This is a genomic window from Clostridium sp. L2-50, from assembly GCF_000154245.1.
Taxonomy (GTDB): domain Bacteria; phylum Bacillota; class Clostridia; order Lachnospirales; family Lachnospiraceae; genus Coprococcus.
In genome coordinates this window covers 34,017-54,684 of sequence record NZ_DS480312.1, presented here as the reverse complement: position 1 = coordinate 54,684, position 20,668 = coordinate 34,017, and the positions used below count along the sequence as shown (strand labels likewise).

Here is a 20,668-nt window from a genome sequence, read left to right as displayed (position 1 = left end):
AGAAAGCAGCATAGTTCCTCTAAAGAGTGGGATTTTTCCCTTTTCACCTATTTTATATATTTTACATATGCGACAAACAATGCATAGCTGGAAAAGTCCGTGTAAGTGATGCTTGAAAAATAGTCGCCAGATATCTGCAGGAATGCAGGTGTCTGGCGATTTGCATATGCTGTCAGTTTAAAAATGGTAGTATGACTATACGAAATGTGTTATAATGCAAAAGAAGTAATAAGGGGTGGGTTAGTCTAATAGCCAAATCTGGCAAGAATTACCTAAAGAAATAAATAATCTTATACTTTGCGAATAAAGGACAATTTATATTATATATTGTCGAATAAAAGTAGTGAGGCACAAATGGATACAAGAAAAGAAATGATAGTTATACAGGGTGTAATAAAAACATGCAAGGTAGCATTATGTGAATACAATAGAGAAATGTATTCCTGGAATGTTTGGTATAACGATGGAAGGTTTTCTATATATAGGTATGATGAAGTGGAAAAATTAACAAATCCCAAGGTTTTAAATCCTGTTGAATACCGCATTAGCAGGAATGGTAAGGAATTCTTTAATATAGAAGAAATCTATGTTTTTAATGGTAGAGAAGAGGAATATTGGCATATTTGTTTCAAAAAAGAAATACAAGGCGATTATTTTCGGAGAGATCTTAGCATAGATAAATCCATTTTAAGTCAGGGTAATGAAGCAAATAAATTTGAGTATATGAAGCAGATTGCAGAATTGAGTGATCTCAGAAATAATAGAACAGGTGATAAATTACTGGTAAAGAAATATGAGAAAATATCCTTCATAAGCCCATATGTAGCATTATCCCATTACTTGAATCCGGCTAATTATAAAATAAAAAAGGGAAATTATACTCCAATCTTTCCGTTTGGGTGTAATAACAGTCAGTATACAGCAGTGAAAAAGGCGATGGAGAATCAGATCAGTGTCATTCAGGGACCTCCTGGTACTGGCAAGACTCAGACAATTTTGAACATAATTGCAAATATTTTAATGGATGGAAAAACAGTTCAGATTGTTTCTGGAAATAATTCAGCTACTGAAAATGTATATGAGAAATTGAGTTTTCCAGAGTATAATATGGGATTTATTGCAGCACGATTAGGTAATTCCGAAAATAAAAAACGTTTTATAGAACAACAAAGCATTGACTATCCTGACTTTTCATCATGGAGAGTACATACGGATATTCTTGCGTTACAGAGAAAAATACACGAAGATTCTGTTAAATTAAGGACTGTATTTGATAAACAGGAAAGATTGGCTGCATTAAGACAAGAACTTTCACAGATGCTTATAGAACAGGAATATTTTAATCAATATGTACAGGAAAAGAATATCTATATAGCAAAAATAAAGTTCCGGAAAAAGATATCATCGAAAAAATGGATCGAATTATGGCAGGAGTGGCAGATGGCTGTAGAGGAAAAACAGAAAATCAGTTTATGGATTAAATTGAAGTCATTATTTATGTATGGGATAGGAGATTGGAAATTTTATAAACAGGATATCACAAATGTAATTACAATATTTCAGGTTATGTATTATTATGCAAGAAAAGAAGAATTAACAAGTGAAATATTAGAAATAGAAACCTATTTAAAAAATACGGATCAGAATTTATTAAATAATCTATGTAGTGAATCTATGTTGGTTTTAAAAAATCAGATAGCAAAAAGATATGGAAATAACACGGAACGTAGAATATTTACGGAAGATGATTTATGGAAAAATTCGGAGGAGGTATTAGCGGAATATCCTGTCGTATTGAGTACAACATTTTCAGCCAGAAACAGTCTGAATTCGAAAATAATATATGATTATCTTATTATGGATGAAGCTTCACAGGTTGATATCGCAACAGGAGTATTAGCCCTTTCGTGTGCACGGAATGTTGTAATTGTTGGAGATACGAAGCAGTTGCCTAATGTTGTCCCAAATGATATAAAAAACAGAGCAGATGCTATATTTAATAATTTTAAAATTGATGAGGGATATCGGTATACCAAGAGTTTTTTGCAATCTGTTTTAGAAATTATACCAAATGTTACACAAACGATGTTGCGTGAGCACTACAGGTGTCATCCGAAGATAATTAATTTCTGTAATCAAAAATTTTATCATGGTGAATTGTTAATTATGACAGAGGATCATGGTGAGGAAGATGTGTTGTCAGTTGTTAAAACAGTTGTAGGAAATCATGCGAGAGATCATTATAGTCAGAGACAGATTGATGTTATAAAAAATGAAATTATTCCGCAGCGTAATCTTGATTTACAGAAAACAGGCATTATAACGCCATACAGAAACCAAATGGAAGCATTGTGTAATGAAATTTTAGATACAGATATTGCAACGGTACATAAATTTCAAGGACGGGAAAAGGAGAATATAATAATTTCTACCGTTGATGATGAGATTTCAGATTTTGTTGATGATCCATATTTGCTTAATGTTGCTGTATCGCGAGCAAAAAAGAGACTGATATTAGTGGTAACAGGAAATGAACAAACACGGGAGCGTAACATAACAGATTTGGTTGCTTATATTCAATACAATAATTTTGAAGTTACAGATAGCAAAATTTATTCTATATTTGATTATTTGTACAAGCAATATACAGAAGCAAGAAAGTTATATTTGAAGAATCATCCAAAAGTGTCAAAGTACGATTCTGAAAACTTAATGTATAGTTTAATTGAGGATATTCTTGCTGAAAATAAATATGCAAGTTTGGATGTCGTTTGCCACTTCCCTTTGAATAAACTAATAAGAAGTTCAGAGTTGTTAAGTGATGAAGAAAGGCGATATGTTGCCCAGTCTGGTACGCATGTAGATTTCCTTATATATAGCAGACTTGGTAAAAAGCCGATACTTGCTATCGAAGTCGATGGATATGAATATCATCAGGCAGAATCCAAACAGGCTTTCAGAGATTCAAAGAAAAATCATATATTTGAGTTGTATAAAATTCCATTATTGCGGTTTTGTACAAATGGAAGTGGAGAAAAGCAACAGATTATTGAAAAGTTGGAAGAAGTGATGGGATAGGATTACTTTATCTTCCCCTCCACCTTCTTCATATGTCTTACATATACGATAAACAGTGCACATCCGGTAAATATCCATGAAGCCACATATACATTCAACAGCCAGTCAAATGTTGGCAGCAGGCGGAAGACCGTGCCAAGCCAGATCAGACGGAAAACAACCGTTCCTAAGATGGTGAAGATTGCAGGTTCTACCGATTTGCCCATACCACGGAGAGCGGCACTTTCAACCTCGTAAGTAGTGGTCAGACCTTCCAGTGAGCAGACATGATACATACGGATCAAAGCATAGGCAGCGACTGCTGTACTTTTTGTGTAGATTCCGACGAAAAAGTCACTCCATACGATAAAGATAACTGCGAGAATCTCTGTGAAGACAATGCCAAACAGCATGTTTAACCAGAACACTTTCTTGCAGCGTTTGATGTTTCCTGCGCCATAGTTCTGGCTGGTGAAGGTGACCGTTGCCTGTGCAAATGCATTTGCAATGTCATAGGTAAAATATTCAAAATTAAGCGCAAGAGAAGAACCTGCGATCGCAAATTTGCCAAATGAATTAATACCACTCTGGATAAAAACATTCGAGATCGAGAAAATGGTTCCCTGGATACCGGATGGAATACCGATCTGAAGGATCTTGCGCAGATATGGGCGTACAATCTTCATCCGGTTGAACCGGAATGCAAACTCATCATCTCTGCGGTAAAGATATACCATGACCATAACAGCACTGATAACATTAGAGATTACAGTGGAAATGGCAACACCGGCAACACCCAGATGAAAGCAGATGACGAGGATCAGATTCAGGATGACATTTACGATACCGGAGATGATAAGATAGAACATTGGTCGTCTGGTATCACCGAAGCTTCGCAGAATGGCAGCTCCAAAATTATAAACGGTCATAAACGGAATGCTTAAGAAATAGATGCGGATATATAACAGTGCTTCGGCAAGAACACCGGACGGTGTACCGGATAATTCCAGAATGATCCGGGCAGAGGCAAAGCCGAGGATCATAAGCCCAAGTCCGAGGATTGTGCCAAATGTCAGGATCGTATGTACCATATCGTTGATCTTGTCACGCTGTTTCTGACCGATCAGATTAGCGAGGACGGCATTTGGTCCCACAGCCAGACCGACAATCAGGTTGACAAAGATGCCGACCAGAGCCACACAGCTTCCGACTGCAGCGAGCGCATTATCTCCGGCAAATCTGCCGACAACAGCGACATCTGCGGAGTTGAATAATTGCTGTAAAATGCTGCTGAATGCAAGTGGCAGTGAAAAAAGGATCAGCTTGCCAACTAATCCCCCGTTTAACATATCCATTTCTTTTGACTTTATCGTTTTCATATCTATAATCCCAAAGTAGTATTTTCAAATAAATTTTTTCATACATTAGAAGCAGAATCTATTTAAACACTATCGACAAATGTCGTCAAGATTGGATTATAAAAAATACGTTTTTCTGTAATGTTTTTTAGTTGTGTTGTCATATAAGCGATGGAAGGTGAATAAGGAATTAAAAATACTTTGCAATATAACATTAAATATTATTAATGTGATATTAATGTCAGATTTAACATTTTTTTCAAACGTTGTGATATACTGAAACAGATATTGGCAAAGACACGGTAAAGAAACAGTAAAAATGCTTCATGCATAAGGCAGTGAAATTGGAAATGAGGACGTATGGAGAGTAAGAAAAAATGGATATTTAATATAATTTTTTTGCTTCTGATCTTTGCGGCAACTTTTTATGGTGTGTTTCATGGTAAGGATATGGGGCGGATCATCGAAATAATTAAAACTGTGAACCCGTTTTGGTTGATTCCCGGCGTTATCTGTGTAATAATCTTCATATGGGGAGAATCTATCATTATTCATTATCTGATGCATTCACTTGGTATAAAGGTAAAGAAATGGACCTGCTTTTTATTTTCATCCGTTGGCTTTTTCTTTAGCTGCATTACTCCGTCTGCATCGGGTGGTCAGCCGGCACAGGTTTACTATATGAAGAAAGAAGATATACCGATTCCGATCTCAACGATGGTATTGTTGATCATAACCATTATCTATAAGATGGTACTGGTACTGCTTGGTATTGCATTGGTGATTTTCGGGCAGGGATTTATACATCGGTATTTATCGGATGCAATCTTCTGGTTTTATCTCGGAATGGGATTAAATGTGGTGTGTGTAGCGATTATGGTTGTATTTGCATTTCATCCGAATTTTGCGAAGTCAATTATGATCAAAGGGCATATTTTGTTAGAAAGAATCCATATATTAAAACATAGAAAGTCAAGAGCAAAGAAGCTGGTTCAGTCGATGGATCAGTATCGGGGAGCTGCTGTTTATTTGCAGGAAAATAAAAAGGTGCTGATCGTTGTATTTCTTATTACGATGGTGCAGCGGTTTGCGTTGTTTGCAGCAACCTGGTTCGTATATCTTGCATTTGGATTAAAAGGAACATCAGCGTTTACCGTGATACTTCTTCAGGGCTCAATCGCGGTTGCAGTTGATATGCTGCCGCTTCCGGGCGGAATGGGAATCAGTGAGAAGATATTCCTTGATATCTTCCTTCCGGTATTTGGAAGTATGCTTCTCCTTCCGGGTATGGTATTGTCCCGTGGACTGGGGTATTATACGGAACTGATCCTCAGTGCGATATTTACGATTGTTGCAAATTTTACTATTGGAAGAAAAAAGAAAAGTGTGGTAGAGAAATGTTAGGTGTTTATGATTATACAGTAATTCTTACATATATCAGTCTGATGGTGTCCATCGGTGGTATGTTATTTTCGTTAAATGGCGACTGCCGGATGGCGCTTGTATGTCTGGCAATTTCCGGTTTGTGCGATATGTTTGACGGCAAGGTTGCACGGACAAAGAAAGATCGTACAGAGGTTGAAAAACGATTTGGAATCCAGATCGATTCTCTGGCGGATATTGTCTGCTTTGGAGTTTCACCGGCAATCCTTTGCTACCGCATGGGAATGCGTGGATTGACTGGTGTTGCGATCCTGTTATTCTATGTGCTGGCAGGCCTGATTCGTCTGGCATGGTTCAATGTTTCTGAGGAAGTCAGACAGGATGAGACAGAGGAAAAACGTAAATATTATCAGGGACTTCCGATCACATCTATGGCTGTGCTTCTGCCACTTCTGGCAGTATTTAAGCCGATGCTTGGCAAGCGGGAATTCATGCTCAGCCTTCATGCGTTGGTACTGCTGGTCGGTTTGCTGTTTATTACAAATTTCAAATTCCGTAAACCAAAGAACCGCACACTGGCGATCATCGTTGGCGTTGTAACGTTGGCTGTACTTCGGATGCTCCATATATGGTAGGAGAAGATTGGAGAAAAGAAAATGAGTATCATATATATAGATCGAAAAGGACATAAAAGACAGGGCGAGACCGGTCAGGATTGCCTGCTAGCATTTATCTACGGACATGCAGTGACAAGGTGCCTGATCCGTCCCTTTCTGTCACCGGCAGTATCCCGTATAGGTGGGGCATTTTTGGATACCCGGATTTCCGGACTGGCGGTTCCAGGGTTTGTAAAGAAGAATGGCATTGATCTGTCCTTATATGAGAAACAGACATTTGATTCATATAATGATTTTTTCACCCGAAAGATCAGAGTAGAAGAACGACCGGTTAACCCGGATGCAAATGCGCTGGTCAGCCCAAGTGATGGAAAGGTCAGTGTGTATAAGATCCATGAAAACGGACATTTTCTTATTAAACACACCGAGTATACATTGGAACAGTTGTTGAAAGATAAGAAGCTGGCTAAGCGGTATCTGGACGGATATATCTATGTGATCCGGTTGACGGTAGATGATTATCACAGGTATTGCTATGCAGCAGATGGAAGAAAATCCGAACAGCGTAAGATAGCAGGAATTCTGCATACGGTGAACCCGGTTGCAAATGCTGTCTGTCCGATCTACAAGATGAATTCCAGAGAGTATTGTCTGATAAAGACGGAGCGGTTTGGAACGCTTCTTCAGATGGAAGTCGGGGCATTGATGGTTGGTAAGATCAGTAATAATCAGCAAGGCTTGGGATTTGTTCATAAGGGTGTTGAAAAAGGACGATTTGAATTCGGCGGTTCAACGATCATTCTGCTGACACAGAAGAATGTCGTGATACCGGATCGGGATTTATTGGAACATACCGGATCAGGAATGGAAACACTGGTGAAAATGGGAGAGCAGATCGGACGATCAGCGAACCGTTTGGATGCATAATTGGATATGCAGATATATATCGAAAGAATAGTCAGGTGATCATAAATGAAACCAAGATCAGAAGCAAGTAAAAACCTATATCAGATGATGCTTGACCGGGGCTATCCGGTGGAATTCTGCGAGGTTATAACACAGAATCTGAATACAGATTTTACAGCCGGTCGTATGATCGGCTATTTGTCACATTATCAGACCCTTCCTATGGAGGAGGTCGTAGATGAGATGCTCGCGATCCTCACAGACCGCAACCGCATCATACAGAAAAAAGAACTGGAGCGTAACAACGCCAGGTGGAATGAGTATCTGGCGAATGGCATTCCTAATGACGAGGAGTAATGCCGAGATTTTATCCCTGTTTTAGCCGATTCCGCCTAATGCGATTCCAAGTATTAAAACCAGAATGCAGATAGGGCAATAGATATATTTGCAGATTGGCAGGAATTTGTCGGTTAACTTCTTTTCACGTCCAAGGTTTACCTGCTCCTCTACATATTTCTTACCGCATACCCAGAAGAACATGATTCCGGCAAGTCCTGCACCAAGCGGGCAGATATAGATGGACAGAACATCCATCCAGCCGGATACGATTCCCTGAATACAGATGGATACGATCACGCCGATTCCTGCGATCACACCACAGGATAATTTACGATTTAATCCGAGCTTTTCCTGAATCGTTGCGATCGGAGCTTCGTACAGATTGATCAGTGAGGAAAGTCCAGCAAAGAATACTGCAACAAAGAAGATCATGGCGATGATATGTCCGCCCGGCATAGATTTGAACAGGGCAGGCAGATAGATGAACATAAGTCCGGGACCACCCTGGTCTAACTGCGCACCGGTCGTTGCCATAACCGGAATGATAACGAGGGCGGCAAGTAACGCAGCGATCGTATCAAATAAAGCAACCTGTCCGGCAGCTTCCGGTATATTTTCTTCGTCCGGCAGATAAGAGCCATAGATCAGTGTCCCATTTCCGGCAACAGACAGGGAGAAAAATGCCTGGCCAAGTGCGTAGATCCATGTCTTTGGATCGGCGAGAACCTTTGGCTCGATCCGGAAGATATATTTATATCCTTCGGCAGCACCCGGCTGGCAGGCGGTATAGATCGCAAGAATGATAAACAGGATAAAGAACAGAGGCATCAGGATCTTATTTGCCTTTTCGATTCCGTTTCCGATACCAAACATCAGAATGATAATGCCGACAGCGAGTGCAATGATCTGCCACAGGTTATTGCCGAATGCAGAAGCGGTTGAGCCAAATGCGGCACCAAAGGATTCTACATTTTCCGGTGCAAGTGTTGAACCAGTAAATGCACCGATCATATATTTTAAGATCCAGCCCATTACGACAGTATAGCCGATCGCCATGGCAAGCGCGCCGAGTACCGGTATAAATCCAAGAATTTCGCCAAGCTTTCGTTTGCCCTTTGTTCCACAGGCATAGCCGAAAGCGTCGACCGGGCCGGATTTGGTAGCACGTCCGAAACTCATTTCGCCGATCACACCGGTGAATCCGATCAGGATAACGAATATGAAGTAAGGGATCAGATAAGAGCCTCCGCCATAGAGGGATACTCTGGTTGGGAACATCCAGATATTACCCATGCCGACCGCTGAGCCGATACAGGCGAGGACAAATCCCCATTTGTTGTTGAATGATTCACGTTTTTTCATCTTTTGATAACTCCTCCAAACAAATTACATACCCATATACTATACAGGAAAATGTGGGATTACGCCAGCAAACTTTTCGAAAGTTTTCGCAATGCGGCAGAAAAGAATGTTGTTATTGTCATATTACCGTAGAATTTATATAATAGGGGCATCCGAGAAAAGTATAAGGGGAGGTATGTTATGAACTGGCCAATTTGGGTTATAATAGGTTTTGCTGTAGCGGGTATATTAGTTGGATGGCTGCAGGCAAAGGTTAAAGGAATAATCGGGGAAAAGAAAGTATCGGTGGTTTTAGCGACATTACCAGATAGTGATTATATTATTTTAAATGATGTGATGCTGCCGACAGAAAAGGGAAGTACTCAGATTGATCATATTGTTGTTTCTTTATATGGAATTTTTGTAATTGAGACGAAGAATTATAAAGGATGGATTACAGGAAGTCCATATGCTGAGCAATGGACAAAAAATATGTATGGTAAAAAATATAAATTTTATAATCCAATACGACAGAATTATGGTCATATAAAAAATTTGAGCACAATATTGGGATTGTCGGAAGAAAAATTTATATCCATTGTTGCTTTTTCAGCAAATTCAACAATAAAAGTAAAAAGTAGAGATTATGTGGTTCATATCTTACAGGTGAAAAAGGTTATTAAATCATATAAAGAACCTGTTTTTACACAAGATGAAATCAAACAGTTGGCGGATCGAATAAAGACAATTAATGAAGCATCTAGCGACCTGAGAGTTGGACATGTTAAGAGAATTAAGGAAGCGCAGAATATCAGAAAAAATAATAAGGAAGTTCAGCGGATCTGTCCTAAATGTGGCGGAAAAATAGTATATAAAAGAGGAAAATATGGTAAATTTTTGGGATGCACGAATTATCCCAACTGCAGATATACAAAAGAGATGAAATGACAGGAGGAAATACATGAAGATAAGAGATATTATAGGGCAGGAGAAAGCAACATTGTCATTTGAGGTTTTTCCGCCGAAGAAGGATACAGATTTTGCAAGTGTGGAAGCTGCGGCACTTGGAATTGCGGCATTGCGGCCGAGTTATATGAGTGTTACATATGGAGCGGGTGGCAGCACAAAAGGACATACGATCAAGCTTGCAAATGAGATTCAAGAAAAATACGGAGTTCCGACGATTGCGCATCTGACCTGCGTATGCGCAAATAAAGATAGCATCCGGACAGCACTTTCTGAAATGAAAAATGCAGGGATTGAAAATATCCTGGCACTTCGTGGGGATATTCCAAAGAATTATGATGGACAGGTATTTACTGATTTTGCCCACGCATCGGAGCTGGTAAAATTAATAAAAGAGAGCGGAGACTTCTGTGTGGGCGGAGCTTGTTATCCGGAGGTTCATCCGGATTCTGCAAACAAACAGGATGATATTGCAAACCTGAAAAAGAAAGTGGAAGCGGGATGTGAATATCTGACTACACAGATGTTTTTTGATAACAATATTTTCTTTAATTTCATGTATCGTATCAGAGAAGCAGGGATTACTGTGCCGGTGATTCCGGGAATCATGCCGATCACGAAACGGGTTCAGGTGAAAAATGCCGTCAAATTATCCGGCTGCAACGTGCCGGAACGTTTCAAGAATATTGTTGACCGGTTTGGAGATACCGAAGCTGCAATGAAGCAGGCAGGTATCGCTTATGCGACTGATCAGATCATAGATCTTCTGGCAAATGGCGTAAAGCACATTCATGTATATTCCATGAACAAGCCGGAGGTGGCAGCAGGAATTCAGGCAAATCTGTCTGATATTTTGCCGGTTTAAAAGATGTACGATTTTTTGTGCATATAAAACTGTAATATAAAGCCATAAACGGATTGACTGTATAAAAAATACAGGAAATTCAAAGAAAATCGGAACTTTATAGGGCAGAACAAATGTACAGGAGGTCGGCATTATGATAAAAGGATATTTTGTAACGGAAGGTTATATGGGATATGTAGATGGAAGATACCAGCTTTTTGCGGATGAAACAGATTATATTGAATACATGGAAGAATAGTGAATGATGGCATTCCAATGATATTTGCCCCATGCCAGTATTCATCTATTATAAATGGCTCGCTGTGGTTTCTATTCCATGCACATGCCTGATTCGTAAATGCTCCTGTGCAAACTCGCCCTTTGGGCTCAAACAAGCACCCACATTTACTGGCAATGTGCATGTCATAACGAAATCCTCGCTGATGCCATGTTATAATAAATGAATATTGGCATCAGACAAATTATTCATTGGAATGCCATTTTTACATTGTTTATAAATATATAATTGTTTTATGCGAATACTAATAGTAACATGTGTAGTATATGAAAATAATAAGAATATAATTTTGAATCTGGTGAGTGCAAGATTGTAAAATTGAGAAAACAGGAAAGGATGATGATTATAGATGTGTACAGCAGCGACGTATAAAACGAAGGATTTTTATTTTGGCAGAACATTAGATTATGAATTTTCTTACGGGGATGAGATTACGGTGACACCGAGAAAGTTCCCGTTTGAGTTTCGTCATATGGGAAAGAGGGATTCTCATTATGCGATCATTGGCATGGCGCATGTGGCAGGTGAATATCCGCTTTATTATGATGCGATCAATGAAAAGGGTGTCGGTATGGCGGGACTTAATTTTGTTGGAAATGCAGTTTATCAGGCAGTAGAAGCTGGTAGGGATAATGTTGCGCAGTTTGAATTCATCCCGTGGATACTTGGACAGTGTGCGGATCTGGACGAGGTACGGGCATTGCTTGACCGGATGAATCTGGTCGGAACACCTTTCAGCGAACAGCTTCCATCGGCACAGTTACACTGGATCATAGCAGATCGAAATGCTGCGATCACAGTTGAGTGTATGGCGGATGGAATGCATATACATGAGAATCCGGTCGGAGTTCTCACGAACAATCCACCATTTGAGACACAGATGTTTTTATTGAATAATTATCAGGGCTTATCTCCGAAGCAGCCGGAAAATACTTTCGCAGAGCAGCTGCAGTTACAGTCTTACAGCAGGGGCATGGGTGCACTTGGTTTGCCGGGTGATCTGTCGTCAGCGTCACGATTTGCAAAGGTCGCATTTACAAAAATGAATTCAAAATCTGGCGACAGCGAGGCGGAGAGTATCAGCCAGTTCTTCCATATTCTTGGATCGGTTGATCAGCAGCGTGGATGCTGTGAAGTGACAGATGGCAAGTATGAGATCACGCTCTACACCTCCTGCTGTAATGCAGATAAAGGAATCTATTATTATACAACATACGAAAACCACCAGATCACAGGTGTGGATATGCACCATTGTGATCTGGATGGTTCCGAGCTTTTTAGATATCCACTGGTTCAGGGAGAACAGATCCACTGGATGAATTGACACACCTATTTGGCAGAATGTAAAATGGTGGGAGAAAAAATGTTATAGAGGCATTGCGAGGTGAAAACACAGAATGAATTATTATATCAGTGATCTGCATTTCTGCTGTGCCAGCCAGCTCGCAGGCAGCGGAAGCGGATATGACGAAAGAGAATATAAGACACTGGAAGAAATGCATGCCGATATGCTTGCCAGATGGAACCGGAAGGTGACAAACGGAGATACGGTCTATATCCTCGGCGACATCAGTAAGCGGGGAAAAAGTGAAGAATTGATCGCATTGGTTGCGCAGTTAAAAGGACATAAGATCCTTGTGCATGGGAACCATGATGATTTGTCAGATTACAGGCTCCGGCAGTTATTTGAGGAGGTTTGTAATTACAAAGAGATTACAGACAACATTCGAGGAAATGCATATAAGCTGGTGCTTTGTCATTATCCGATCCTGTTCTGGAATGGTCAGCATAGAGGGAATATTCTGTTGTATGGGCATACACACCGATCCCCGGAGGATGTGTTTTTTCAGGACTGCATAAAGCGGCTGAATGAACGCAAGGATCTTCATGAGGAAGACCAGGATTTCCTGGCGATCAATGTCGGTTGTATGCAGCCTTATATGAATTATGAGCCACAGTCATTGAAGGAACTGTTAGAAGCAAGAGGGATTGAGATTCCGGAAAAAAAGAAAAAAGGAAGGTAATTTCAGATGAAAAGTACATTAATTAAAGACACAACAAAATCAGAACGAATTGCACTTGTAAAACAGTGGGAGGAAGAAGAAGGCTGTGAGAATTCCGGTATGAATTTGATGGAATATTTCAGAGATTACATTGACGGCAAGAAAGAAATTGCAGAAGTAAATGCTGCATTTCGCACAAATTATGTAGTAGAAACACCGGAGACAGAAGAAAAGCCTATGTGTGGTATGGGCGGAAGAAGATTTTAAGTATATAATTATTATTCTTATTAAAATGATCGGAACGGCAAAAAAATGAAAAGTTGCCGCTCCGGTCATTGATAGAGATAAAATACAAAAACGCAACAGGATGGAATGAGTTTATGCAGAATGTATATAAGCAGATCGCGGACAATCTGATCGTGTGGTATCCGGAGCATGCCAGAGATCTTCCATGGAGAAAAGATAAAGAACCGTATCATGTATGGTTGTCGGAGATCATGCTGCAGCAGACGAGAGTGGAAGCAGTAAAAGAATATTACAGAACGTTTTTGCAGGAGCTTCCGACGATCGAGGCGCTGGCAGAGGTAGATGATGACCGCCTGATGAAACTTTGGGAAGGGCTTGGATATTATAACCGTGCAAGAAATCTGAAAAAGGCAGCAGGAGAAGTGGTGATAGAATGGCAGGGAAACTTCCCTGCAGAATACAATGAGATTCTGAGTCTGCCGGGAATCGGAGAATATACGGCGGGAGCGATCGGCTCGATCTGCTTTGATCTGCCAACTCCTGCGGTGGACGGAAATGTTCTCCGGGTATATACCAGAGTGATGGAAGATCCGTCAAATATCGACAAGCAGGCAGTAAAGAAGAAAATCCGGGAGGAACTTCTGCAGGTGTACCGGTATGGACATTGCGATATGCTGACACAGAGTCTGATGGAGGTTGGAGCAACAATCTGTCTGCCAAATGGTGCGCCAAAATGTGAGGTGTGTCCACTACAGGAATTGTGTAAAGCTCATAAGCATGATTCCTGGCAGCAGTATCCGGTTCGTGAAGCAAAGAAGAAACGGAAAGTGGAAGAAAAAGCGGTGCTGATGCTTCGGTATGAAGATAAGGTTGCGATACGGAAGCGGACAGAGAAAGGGTTGTTACATGGATTGTGGGAATTCCCGAATCTTCCTGGAAGCTACAGCACACAGGAGATCCTTTCGTATGTAACGTCAAAAAATCTCCACCCAAAAGAAATCTGGATGGAGACAACATATACACATATTTTTTCCCATGTAGAATGGCATATGAAAGCCTTTTATATGGAATGTATGGAACAGCAGGCGAAAGATCTTCGTTGGGTTACATTAGAAGAGCTGAAGCAGGAGATTGCGATTCCGTCAGCATTTGCACCGTTTAAAGATCTTTTAAATTCCGGTGCCTGATGACCGGGCGTTAATAAAATCCAGAAGCAAACGTTTTACCTGAGTATATTTCTTTTCCGGGATTGGGATTACAAAGCCATCGGACATTGTAAGTTTAAAACGTTCAATTGATGATGCGAAATCAGGATTGATCAAATAACTCTGGTGGCAACGCAGGAAATAATCCGGGAAGCGTTTTTCCAGAGAAAGCAGACTTTCTGTAATCTCGTAAGAATTGGAGGTTGTATGGATATTGGAGTGTCTGCCATGGGATTCTATGTACAGGATCTGATTCCGATTCAGAAAAAGCAGAGATTTATCTGTACCCTTAAACGACAAACGTTCCGAGCGGGATACGCCGGCAAGCGGCATTCCGCGGAATTTGGAATCGTAATGCACCGGATAGATGGTATCTCGTTCATCGTAAGAGATAGCATTTGAGATATGGCAGAGCCGAATCTGAGGAACTCCGTTGTTCATGATCCAGGACAGATGAATCCTCTGATTAACCCGATTCATGCTGTTATCAGGCCATATCGTATCAACCATAAAGAACATAATGATCTCAACTACCCGGTTGCTGGTCGTAGCAAGAGGGGTAATAACCAGATCATGAAGAACAAATTTTAATTCGTGCTGTTCAGACAGAAATGCGTTAACCAACGCTTTTTTTGTGCGGATCACCTGTTTTTCGGCAGGACCGATCCACAGAACATCTTCATGGCATGCATCGAGAAATGGTGTAATGTTGTTGTCATAATATTGTGTCAATACCTCACCGGAAAGAGAAACAAAATCCTGAATTGTCATGGGAAGCTCCTTTCTTTTTTTATATTTTAATCAGAACAATATAAAAATACAACCCGCAAATTGGACAGTGCGTGTATATATGATTGGATAAGAAAAGGTAAAAAAGATAAAAATAAATGAAATAAATGGCAAATACTATCCGTTTGGTTAGTGTACAAAAAGTGGTGCAGGGTGATATAATTTGACTATGATCGACAATAGATCAGTGCATTTGGGAATTTAGTATAAAGAAAAGAGCGTGAGACCGATGTGGGGATATCGGTGATGACCGGCAGATTAGGGACTGCCGGTTTTTCCTTTTTATACAGCATGATTTTTCAAAAAGTGATTTGTGAAGTAACATCCGATTAAGCGATAATTAATTCTCAATATAATAGAAACAGAATTGACATATACCCCTGTGGGGTATATATTAAATGCGACATAATGAATACGAAAGAAGGAATTGAGATGATAAAGACAACTTTAAAAATTGATGGAATGATGTGTGGTATGTGTGAAGCCCACATGAATGATGTGATCCGTAAGAATTTCAAGGTAAAAAAGGTAACTTCTTCTGCCAAGAGCGGGGAAACGGTGATCATCAGCGAGGACAATATCGATACCGAGGCTGCAAAGAAGGCAATCAAGGATATCGGTTATGAGATGCTTTCCGCAACCAGTGAGCCATATGAGAAAAAGGGCTTATTCCATTTTGGCAAGTAGCAAAAATATCGCCATCAAAATAAACTGTTTATAAGCAGTATAACATTAGACAGATATATCCACTCTGAAAATATCAATGCATTTTCTATTCGATACACATAATTCTTTTCCGGGTGGATATATTTGTCTAATGATTAAATGCATGCGTACAGGCAGTTTATTTTGATTGCGAAGTTTTTTGTAAATTTCAAAATGTATATAAAGATAGAATTTTGTCGAAAGAGATAGTATAATCAGGCTAACGCTTTTGATAGGAGATATGGAAATGTTAGTATGTGATTATATTGTAAAACAGATTGATGGAGAATATGCGCATCTGCAGAATCTGGATGGTTCCGAAGAAGATAAGCTGGTTGCAAGAGCCTTGCTGCCGAATGGGATCGCAGAGGGAACGAAGCTGCACTACGAGCTGTTACAGTATGAGATTATACAGTAAGCAGAGCTGGAGGAGAGCATAAGAATATGAACTGGAATCGAAAAGAACTGAGAAAAGGCGCGTGGAACACGGTGTTTAAGCGTGGAACGATGGCGTGGCTTGCACTGGTTGCAGTCTGCTTCATCTTTGCATTTTTAGGTGTCGATGAATTTGCACAGTCGACATTTGTAAATGGGATTGACAAGGCAATCGGACTGGATACTTCGCATGTAGCAAGTAACGTGGAAATCTTAAAAGACTATGCCGTAAATACACCGATTGTAAAGGATGTTCCGTTTATACATTCGGATTTTGTGATCGGACTGATCGATGTTGCTTCCAAGAGTCAGACATGGATCATTAAGCTGTTAGGCGCAAATGCCGCCTATCTGGAACGTAATGCCGGAGAAGTGATCATTGCACTTCTGTTATCCGCATTTATTATGATGATCGTGCATTTCTTCATTCAGAGTGCAGCTATCGTTGGAAAGAATCGGTATGCGATGGAGTGCCGGTACAGTGATAAAGTATCGATCAACCGTATGTTTGCACCATTTCATTTTAAACATTTATTGAGATTGATCTGGACAATGTTCGTATATAAGGTGGTTCTGTTTTTATGGAATCTTACGATCGTCGGTGGTATATACAAATTCTATCAGTACCGGATGATCCCGTATCTTGTTGCGGAGAATCAGACACTTAGCTGGAAAGAGGCAAAAGCTTTATCCAAAGAAATGACAAATGGATACAAATGGAAGATGTTCGTAACAGATCTGTCATGTATTCCTGTTATGCTGTTAAAGCTTGTTCCGATTGCCGGTCTGTTAGTAGCAGTACCGTTTGATGTAGAGATCGACGTGGAGATGTATTTTCATCTTAGAAAGAGAATTGACAGTGAAGCATTTGTTGAGCGTGCATTTGACGGAGCACCATACTGTAAAGGTATAGAAACTGCTGTGCCGGTATATCTCTTGCAGGATGCAGCAGTAGAAGTACCAAAGGGAATCAAAATCAAGAGTGAATACCGGCTGACAGATTTCATCTTTTTCTTCTTCTCATTCTGTTTTGTCGGCTGGGTGTGGGAGGTTATGCTCCACATCGTCAGGGATCATGAGCTCGTAAACCGTGGAACAATGTATGGACCGTGGCTTCCGATCTATGGTGTCGGGGGTGTCGTTATTATCTTCCTGTTAGACCGGTTTAAGGCAGATAAATTGAAATTATTCTTGATGTCTATGGGTATCTGTGGCGTGCTCGAATATATCGCAAGCTGGATCCTGGATTTCTTCTTTAATTCCCACTACTGGAATTATAAGAAATTCTTCATGAATTTAAATGGAAGGATCTGTCTGGTCGGCTTACTTGCATTTGGCATCGGAAGTCTGTTCGGTGTCTATATCGCGGCGCCGAAGCTCAGCCGCTTTATGCATAAGAAGAGCCGGAAAACACAGATCCTGATCTGCGCTGTCTTAAGCACAGCCTTTATCATCGACCTGATCTGTTGTGCGTTATTTGGCTTCAATGCCGGATCCGGCGTAGGTGGAACCTATAACTAAGGAAACGAATCCCCTCCGACAGATGATTATATATGTAACATTTCACCTGTATTTCTTATATGGTAGTCAGGTGTTTTCTAACTATGACATTAGCGTATTTTCGTTATGAGGTTTGCACTGGCTATCAGCATCAAGCCCATGTCTGAGTCCGTAAGGACGAGTTTGGGCGACTGCTGATAAATAAGCGTGCGAACCGAATAGAAAATAAAGCAAGTCATAGTAGAAAAATGACTAACTGCCATATAAGAAATACAGATAAAACCACATACATATTATCATCTGCCGGAGGGGTTTCTATGTTAGTGATTCTGGTCCCGCCAGTTTTTTGGGGAGACACCATATATATTTTTAAAAGCTCTTGAGAAATGCAGTTGGTTTGGATAGCCGACTGCATTTCCTATATCTGCAATTGACAATTTAGTCATTTTCAGCAGCTCTGTTGCTTTGGACATCCGATAATTTATCAGGAATTCCTGTGGCGTTTTGCCAATGGAATCATGAAATATCTTTCCCAGATAGCTGCGGTTGATGCCGCAACAGGCAGCTATATCTTCGATAGAGATGTCATAAGGAAAATTCTGCTCTACGAAGTTTATCGCTTCTTTTATATAGTAATCGCTCATTTTACCGGTTTTTATCATCTGGGTAGAGGCGGTGGAACGGGTGAGTGCATCCAGAAAAAGGTAGGAATGACCGATCAGGTGAAATGGCGGTTCGTTTGGGTGATTGGCAATATAGAGCATTTCGTTCATCATGATTTCCCGGTATTCCTTTGAGGTAGCATGATAGATGGGCTGGTCTTTTGAAAAACCGGCAATGTCCAGTGCTTCTTTTACCCGTAATCCATCAAATTCCAGCCAGGTATATTCCCATGGGTTTGTCTCATCTGCGATATAGGTGCTGATCTGTCCCGGATACAGAAGAAAGCCCTGTCCGCTTTTGATCGAATAATTTCTAGTCTCTCCTTTTTTGTCCTGTGCCATTAAAAGTCCGGTTCCGGAGATGACATAATGAAACAGATAGTGGGTTCTGGCAGCTGGACCGAACTGATGGGCCGGTGTACAGCGTTCCCATCCGTACTGATATAGTCCGAGATCTATAAATTTCTCATTTGGAAATATAGAAAAAAGGTATTCATGCATAAAAAAACCTCCCAAAATTAGAACAAATACATAATATAAACTCTACTGTTTTCTACTATATACCAAAATGCTAGATGAATGCAATAGTGAGACAAAAATAATGTATTTTGGTATAAAAATGGAATTATTACGATATTTTAACAAGCATTATGATATGTTAGAATGAAAATAACTTAAAAAAGCATATTATAAAAGAAGGGAGAAATGTATTTATGCTAAAAGGGAAAAAACTATTATTTGTACTTACAATGATGACTGGTTTCTGCTTACTGGCGGGGTGTGGCAAGAATAATAAAGACGGAAAAACAGTGATCGAACTGGTACAGTACAAGCCGGAAGCAACCTCTTATTTTGAAGAAGTTGAGGAACGGTTTAATGCCAGTCATGATGATATTGAATTGAAGATCAGTTCTCCGAACGATGCAATGACGGTGTTGAAGACCAGATTTGTTCGCGAAGATAATCCGGATATCATTGGTATTGGTGGTGACATCAATTATTCGAATTTTATTGATGCCGATATGTTGATGGATATTTCTGATTTTGATGGACTGGCAGATATAAAGGAAAATTATCTGACAATCTGTGAGAATCTGAAATTTATTCCAACAGAAGGAACATACAGTGTTCCATATGTGGCAAATGCTGCCGGTATCCTGTACAACCGGGATATGTTTGAGGAGCATGGCTGGAAGATCCCGGAAACATGGGATGAGCTTCTTGCATTATGTGATGAGATTAAAGCAGAAGGAATTCTTCCGTTTTATATGGGATACAAGGATACATGGACCTGTCTTTCTCCATGGAACAGTGCAGTAGCTTCATTGACATCTTCGACCGTATGTAAGGATGTTAATAAGGGAGAAACGACATTTTCCGATCAGTATGTTCAGGTTGCGGAAGAAATGAAAACCTTGCTTCAGTATGGAGAAGCCAATCCGGTTGCATATTCTTATAATGATGCTTGTACAGCATTTGCAAAAGGTGAGTCAGCAATGTATATGATCGGAAGCTATGCTGTACCACAGATCCAGTCAGTAAATCCGGATATCAATATTGATTCATTTGTATTCCCGGCTTCTAACAATAAGGATGACATGGTTCTGACATCCGGTGTAGACCTTCAGTTCTGCGTGATGGAAGACTGTCCGAATAAGGAAGCAGCCTATGAAGTCCTCCGTTTCCTGTTAGAGGATGAAAATGTACAGGACTATATAGACAATCAGAACGCAGTACCTTGTAAGAAAGGTGATTTCAAGCTTGCATCTATGTTAGACGGTATGCGGGAATATCTGGACAACGGAATCGTGACTGATTATCAGGATCATTTTTATCCATCTGAGATGGCAGTAGATGCATTGATTCAGACTTATCTGTTAGATGGAGATACAGAAGCGTTTTTGAAGAAATTTGATACGGAATGGAAACGGTACAATCGTGACCTGATCATAAAGGTTCGCAAATATGAGCAGGAGCATTCCGGAGAGGAGGAATAGAAATGGATACAAAAAAG

At 40.2% G+C, this 20,668-nt stretch carries 19 protein-coding genes; 15 read left to right on the top strand and 4 right to left on the bottom strand.

Translation table 11 applies throughout. The features are described from left to right. Positions 1-354: 354 nt before the first annotated feature. Positions 355-3,078, top strand: coding sequence for an AAA domain-containing protein (locus tag CLOL250_RS00425; protein ID WP_008399841.1), 2,724 nt, complete (start codon positions 355-357; stop codon positions 3,076-3,078). 2 nt (positions 3,079-3,080) lie between these two features. Here the strand turns inward: CLOL250_RS00425 and CLOL250_RS00420 are convergent, their stop codons facing one another. Next, on the bottom strand, positions 3,081-4,436 hold the full coding sequence (locus tag CLOL250_RS00420) for an MATE family efflux transporter (protein WP_008399840.1): 1,356 nt from the start codon (positions 4,434-4,436) through the stop codon (positions 3,081-3,083). 339 nt (positions 4,437-4,775) lie between these two features. On the opposite strand from CLOL250_RS00420, the gene CLOL250_RS00415 reads away from it, so the two are divergent. The 4 genes from CLOL250_RS00415 to CLOL250_RS00400 are packed head-to-tail and all read left to right on the top strand — an operon-like array spanning position 4,776 to position 7,678. Further along, complete coding sequence (locus CLOL250_RS00415; RefSeq protein WP_008399838.1) at positions 4,776-5,819, top strand: lysylphosphatidylglycerol synthase transmembrane domain-containing protein; 1,044 nt, start codon at positions 4,776-4,778, stop codon at positions 5,817-5,819. After that, positions 5,813-6,433, top strand: a complete 621-nt coding sequence (locus CLOL250_RS00410; RefSeq protein ID WP_008399837.1) for a CDP-alcohol phosphatidyltransferase family protein — start codon at positions 5,813-5,815, stop codon at positions 6,431-6,433. Before CLOL250_RS00415 ends, CLOL250_RS00410 begins: the two co-directional genes overlap by 7 nt. Positions 6,434-6,454: 21 nt before the next feature. Then, entirely contained in the window at positions 6,455-7,342 is an 888-nt protein-coding gene (locus CLOL250_RS00405; RefSeq protein WP_008399836.1) for a phosphatidylserine decarboxylase, read from the top strand. A gap of 45 nt (positions 7,343-7,387) precedes the next feature. Next, the gene (locus CLOL250_RS00400; protein ID WP_008399835.1) at positions 7,388-7,678 is read left to right on the top strand and encodes a hypothetical protein; all 291 of its coding nucleotides are present in this window, start codon (positions 7,388-7,390) and stop codon (positions 7,676-7,678) included. 21 nt (positions 7,679-7,699) lie between these two features. On the opposite strand, the gene CLOL250_RS00395 is transcribed toward CLOL250_RS00400, so the two are convergent. Continuing rightward, a complete protein-coding gene (locus CLOL250_RS00395) occupies positions 7,700-9,022 on the bottom strand; it encodes a sodium-dependent transporter (protein WP_008399834.1) in 1,323 nt (440 codons plus the stop codon). 180 nt (positions 9,023-9,202) lie between these two features. Between CLOL250_RS00395 and CLOL250_RS00390 the strand changes: the two genes are divergently transcribed. The 6 genes from CLOL250_RS00390 (at position 9,203) to mutY (ending at position 14,545) form a co-directional block, all read left to right on the top strand. Then, positions 9,203-9,949 carry an NERD domain-containing protein gene (locus CLOL250_RS00390; protein WP_008399833.1) on the top strand — a complete coding sequence of 249 codons (747 nt, stop codon included), beginning with the start codon at positions 9,203-9,205 and terminating at the stop codon, positions 9,947-9,949. A gap of 13 nt (positions 9,950-9,962) precedes the next feature. After that, positions 9,963-10,832: a methylenetetrahydrofolate reductase [NAD(P)H] gene (gene metF, locus CLOL250_RS00385; protein ID WP_008399832.1), complete on the top strand. Its 870-nt coding sequence runs from the start codon at positions 9,963-9,965 to the stop codon at positions 10,830-10,832. A gap of 626 nt (positions 10,833-11,458) precedes the next feature. Continuing rightward, complete coding sequence (gene bsh / locus CLOL250_RS00380; RefSeq protein ID WP_008399830.1) at positions 11,459-12,433, top strand: choloylglycine hydrolase; 975 nt, start codon at positions 11,459-11,461, stop codon at positions 12,431-12,433. Positions 12,434-12,506: 73 nt separating this feature from the next. Then, on the top strand, positions 12,507-13,133 hold the full coding sequence (locus CLOL250_RS00375; RefSeq protein ID WP_008399829.1) for a metallophosphoesterase: 627 nt from the start codon (positions 12,507-12,509) through the stop codon (positions 13,131-13,133). A gap of 6 nt (positions 13,134-13,139) precedes the next feature. Then, a complete protein-coding gene (locus tag CLOL250_RS00370; protein ID WP_008399828.1) occupies positions 13,140-13,379 on the top strand; it encodes a hypothetical protein in 240 nt (79 codons plus the stop codon). A gap of 113 nt (positions 13,380-13,492) precedes the next feature. Next, positions 13,493-14,545: an A/G-specific adenine glycosylase gene (gene mutY, locus CLOL250_RS00365; protein ID WP_044944518.1), complete on the top strand. Its 1,053-nt coding sequence runs from the start codon at positions 13,493-13,495 to the stop codon at positions 14,543-14,545. Here mutY and CLOL250_RS00360 read toward each other — a convergent pair. Beyond that, positions 14,528-15,334 (bottom strand): LytR/AlgR family response regulator transcription factor, encoded by an 807-nt coding sequence (locus CLOL250_RS00360; RefSeq protein WP_008399826.1) that lies wholly within the window; start codon positions 15,332-15,334, stop codon positions 14,528-14,530. The genes mutY and CLOL250_RS00360 overlap by 18 nt on opposite strands. Before the next feature lie 450 nt (positions 15,335-15,784). Between CLOL250_RS00360 and CLOL250_RS00355 the strand changes: the two genes are divergently transcribed. From CLOL250_RS00355 to CLOL250_RS13190, 3 genes are all read left to right on the top strand, one after another. Then, a complete protein-coding gene (locus CLOL250_RS00355; RefSeq protein WP_021943313.1) occupies positions 15,785-16,039 on the top strand; it encodes a heavy-metal-associated domain-containing protein in 255 nt (84 codons plus the stop codon). 259 nt (positions 16,040-16,298) lie between these two features. Beyond that, positions 16,299-16,475: a hypothetical protein gene (locus CLOL250_RS00350; protein WP_008399824.1), complete on the top strand. Its 177-nt coding sequence runs from the start codon at positions 16,299-16,301 to the stop codon at positions 16,473-16,475. A gap of 26 nt (positions 16,476-16,501) precedes the next feature. After that, the gene (locus CLOL250_RS13190; RefSeq protein ID WP_008399823.1) at positions 16,502-18,013 is read left to right on the top strand and encodes a DUF975 family protein; all 1,512 of its coding nucleotides are present in this window, start codon (positions 16,502-16,504) and stop codon (positions 18,011-18,013) included. A gap of 299 nt (positions 18,014-18,312) precedes the next feature. Here CLOL250_RS13190 and CLOL250_RS00340 read toward each other — a convergent pair whose 3' ends face one another. Continuing rightward, positions 18,313-19,155, bottom strand: coding sequence for an AraC family transcriptional regulator (locus CLOL250_RS00340; protein WP_008399822.1), 843 nt, complete (start codon positions 19,153-19,155; stop codon positions 18,313-18,315). A gap of 212 nt (positions 19,156-19,367) precedes the next feature. Between CLOL250_RS00340 and CLOL250_RS00335 the strand changes: the two genes are divergently transcribed. Next, complete coding sequence (locus tag CLOL250_RS00335; RefSeq protein ID WP_008399821.1) at positions 19,368-20,651, top strand: ABC transporter substrate-binding protein; 1,284 nt, start codon at positions 19,368-19,370, stop codon at positions 20,649-20,651. The last annotated feature ends 17 nt before the right edge of the window (positions 20,652-20,668 follow it).

Bases quoted from the DNA above. Each gene is read 5' to 3' on its own strand.
- CLOL250_RS00340 (WP_008399822.1), bottom strand. From the start codon at position 19,155: ATGCATGAATACCTTTTTTCTATATTTCCAAATGAGAAATTTATAGAT.
- CLOL250_RS00355 (WP_021943313.1), top strand. From the start codon at position 15,785: ATGATAAAGACAACTTTAAAAATTGATGGAATGATGTGTGGTATGTGT.
- CLOL250_RS00370 (WP_008399828.1), top strand. From the start codon at position 13,140: ATGAAAAGTACATTAATTAAAGACACAACAAAATCAGAACGAATTGCA.
- bsh (WP_008399830.1), top strand. From the start codon at position 11,459: ATGTGTACAGCAGCGACGTATAAAACGAAGGATTTTTATTTTGGCAGA.
- CLOL250_RS00390 (WP_008399833.1), top strand. From the start codon at position 9,203: ATGAACTGGCCAATTTGGGTTATAATAGGTTTTGCTGTAGCGGGTATA.
- metF (WP_008399832.1), top strand. From the start codon at position 9,963: ATGAAGATAAGAGATATTATAGGGCAGGAGAAAGCAACATTGTCATTT.
- CLOL250_RS00405 (WP_008399836.1), top strand. From the start codon at position 6,455: ATGAGTATCATATATATAGATCGAAAAGGACATAAAAGACAGGGCGAG.
- CLOL250_RS00375 (WP_008399829.1), top strand. From the start codon at position 12,507: ATGAATTATTATATCAGTGATCTGCATTTCTGCTGTGCCAGCCAGCTC.
- CLOL250_RS00410 (WP_008399837.1), top strand. From the start codon at position 5,813: ATGTTAGGTGTTTATGATTATACAGTAATTCTTACATATATCAGTCTG.
- CLOL250_RS00420 (WP_008399840.1), bottom strand. From the start codon at position 4,436: ATGAAAACGATAAAGTCAAAAGAAATGGATATGTTAAACGGGGGATTA.
- mutY (WP_044944518.1), top strand. From the start codon at position 13,493: ATGCAGAATGTATATAAGCAGATCGCGGACAATCTGATCGTGTGGTAT.
- CLOL250_RS00395 (WP_008399834.1), bottom strand. From the start codon at position 9,022: ATGAAAAAACGTGAATCATTCAACAACAAATGGGGATTTGTCCTCGCC.
- CLOL250_RS00350 (WP_008399824.1), top strand. From the start codon at position 16,299: ATGGAAATGTTAGTATGTGATTATATTGTAAAACAGATTGATGGAGAA.
- CLOL250_RS00335 (WP_008399821.1), top strand. From the start codon at position 19,368: ATGCTAAAAGGGAAAAAACTATTATTTGTACTTACAATGATGACTGGT.
- CLOL250_RS00360 (WP_008399826.1), bottom strand. From the start codon at position 15,334: ATGACAATTCAGGATTTTGTTTCTCTTTCCGGTGAGGTATTGACACAA.
- CLOL250_RS13190 (WP_008399823.1), top strand. From the start codon at position 16,502: ATGAACTGGAATCGAAAAGAACTGAGAAAAGGCGCGTGGAACACGGTG.
- CLOL250_RS00425 (WP_008399841.1), top strand. From the start codon at position 355: ATGGATACAAGAAAAGAAATGATAGTTATACAGGGTGTAATAAAAACA.
- CLOL250_RS00400 (WP_008399835.1), top strand. From the start codon at position 7,388: ATGAAACCAAGATCAGAAGCAAGTAAAAACCTATATCAGATGATGCTT.
- CLOL250_RS00415 (WP_008399838.1), top strand. From the start codon at position 4,776: ATGGAGAGTAAGAAAAAATGGATATTTAATATAATTTTTTTGCTTCTG.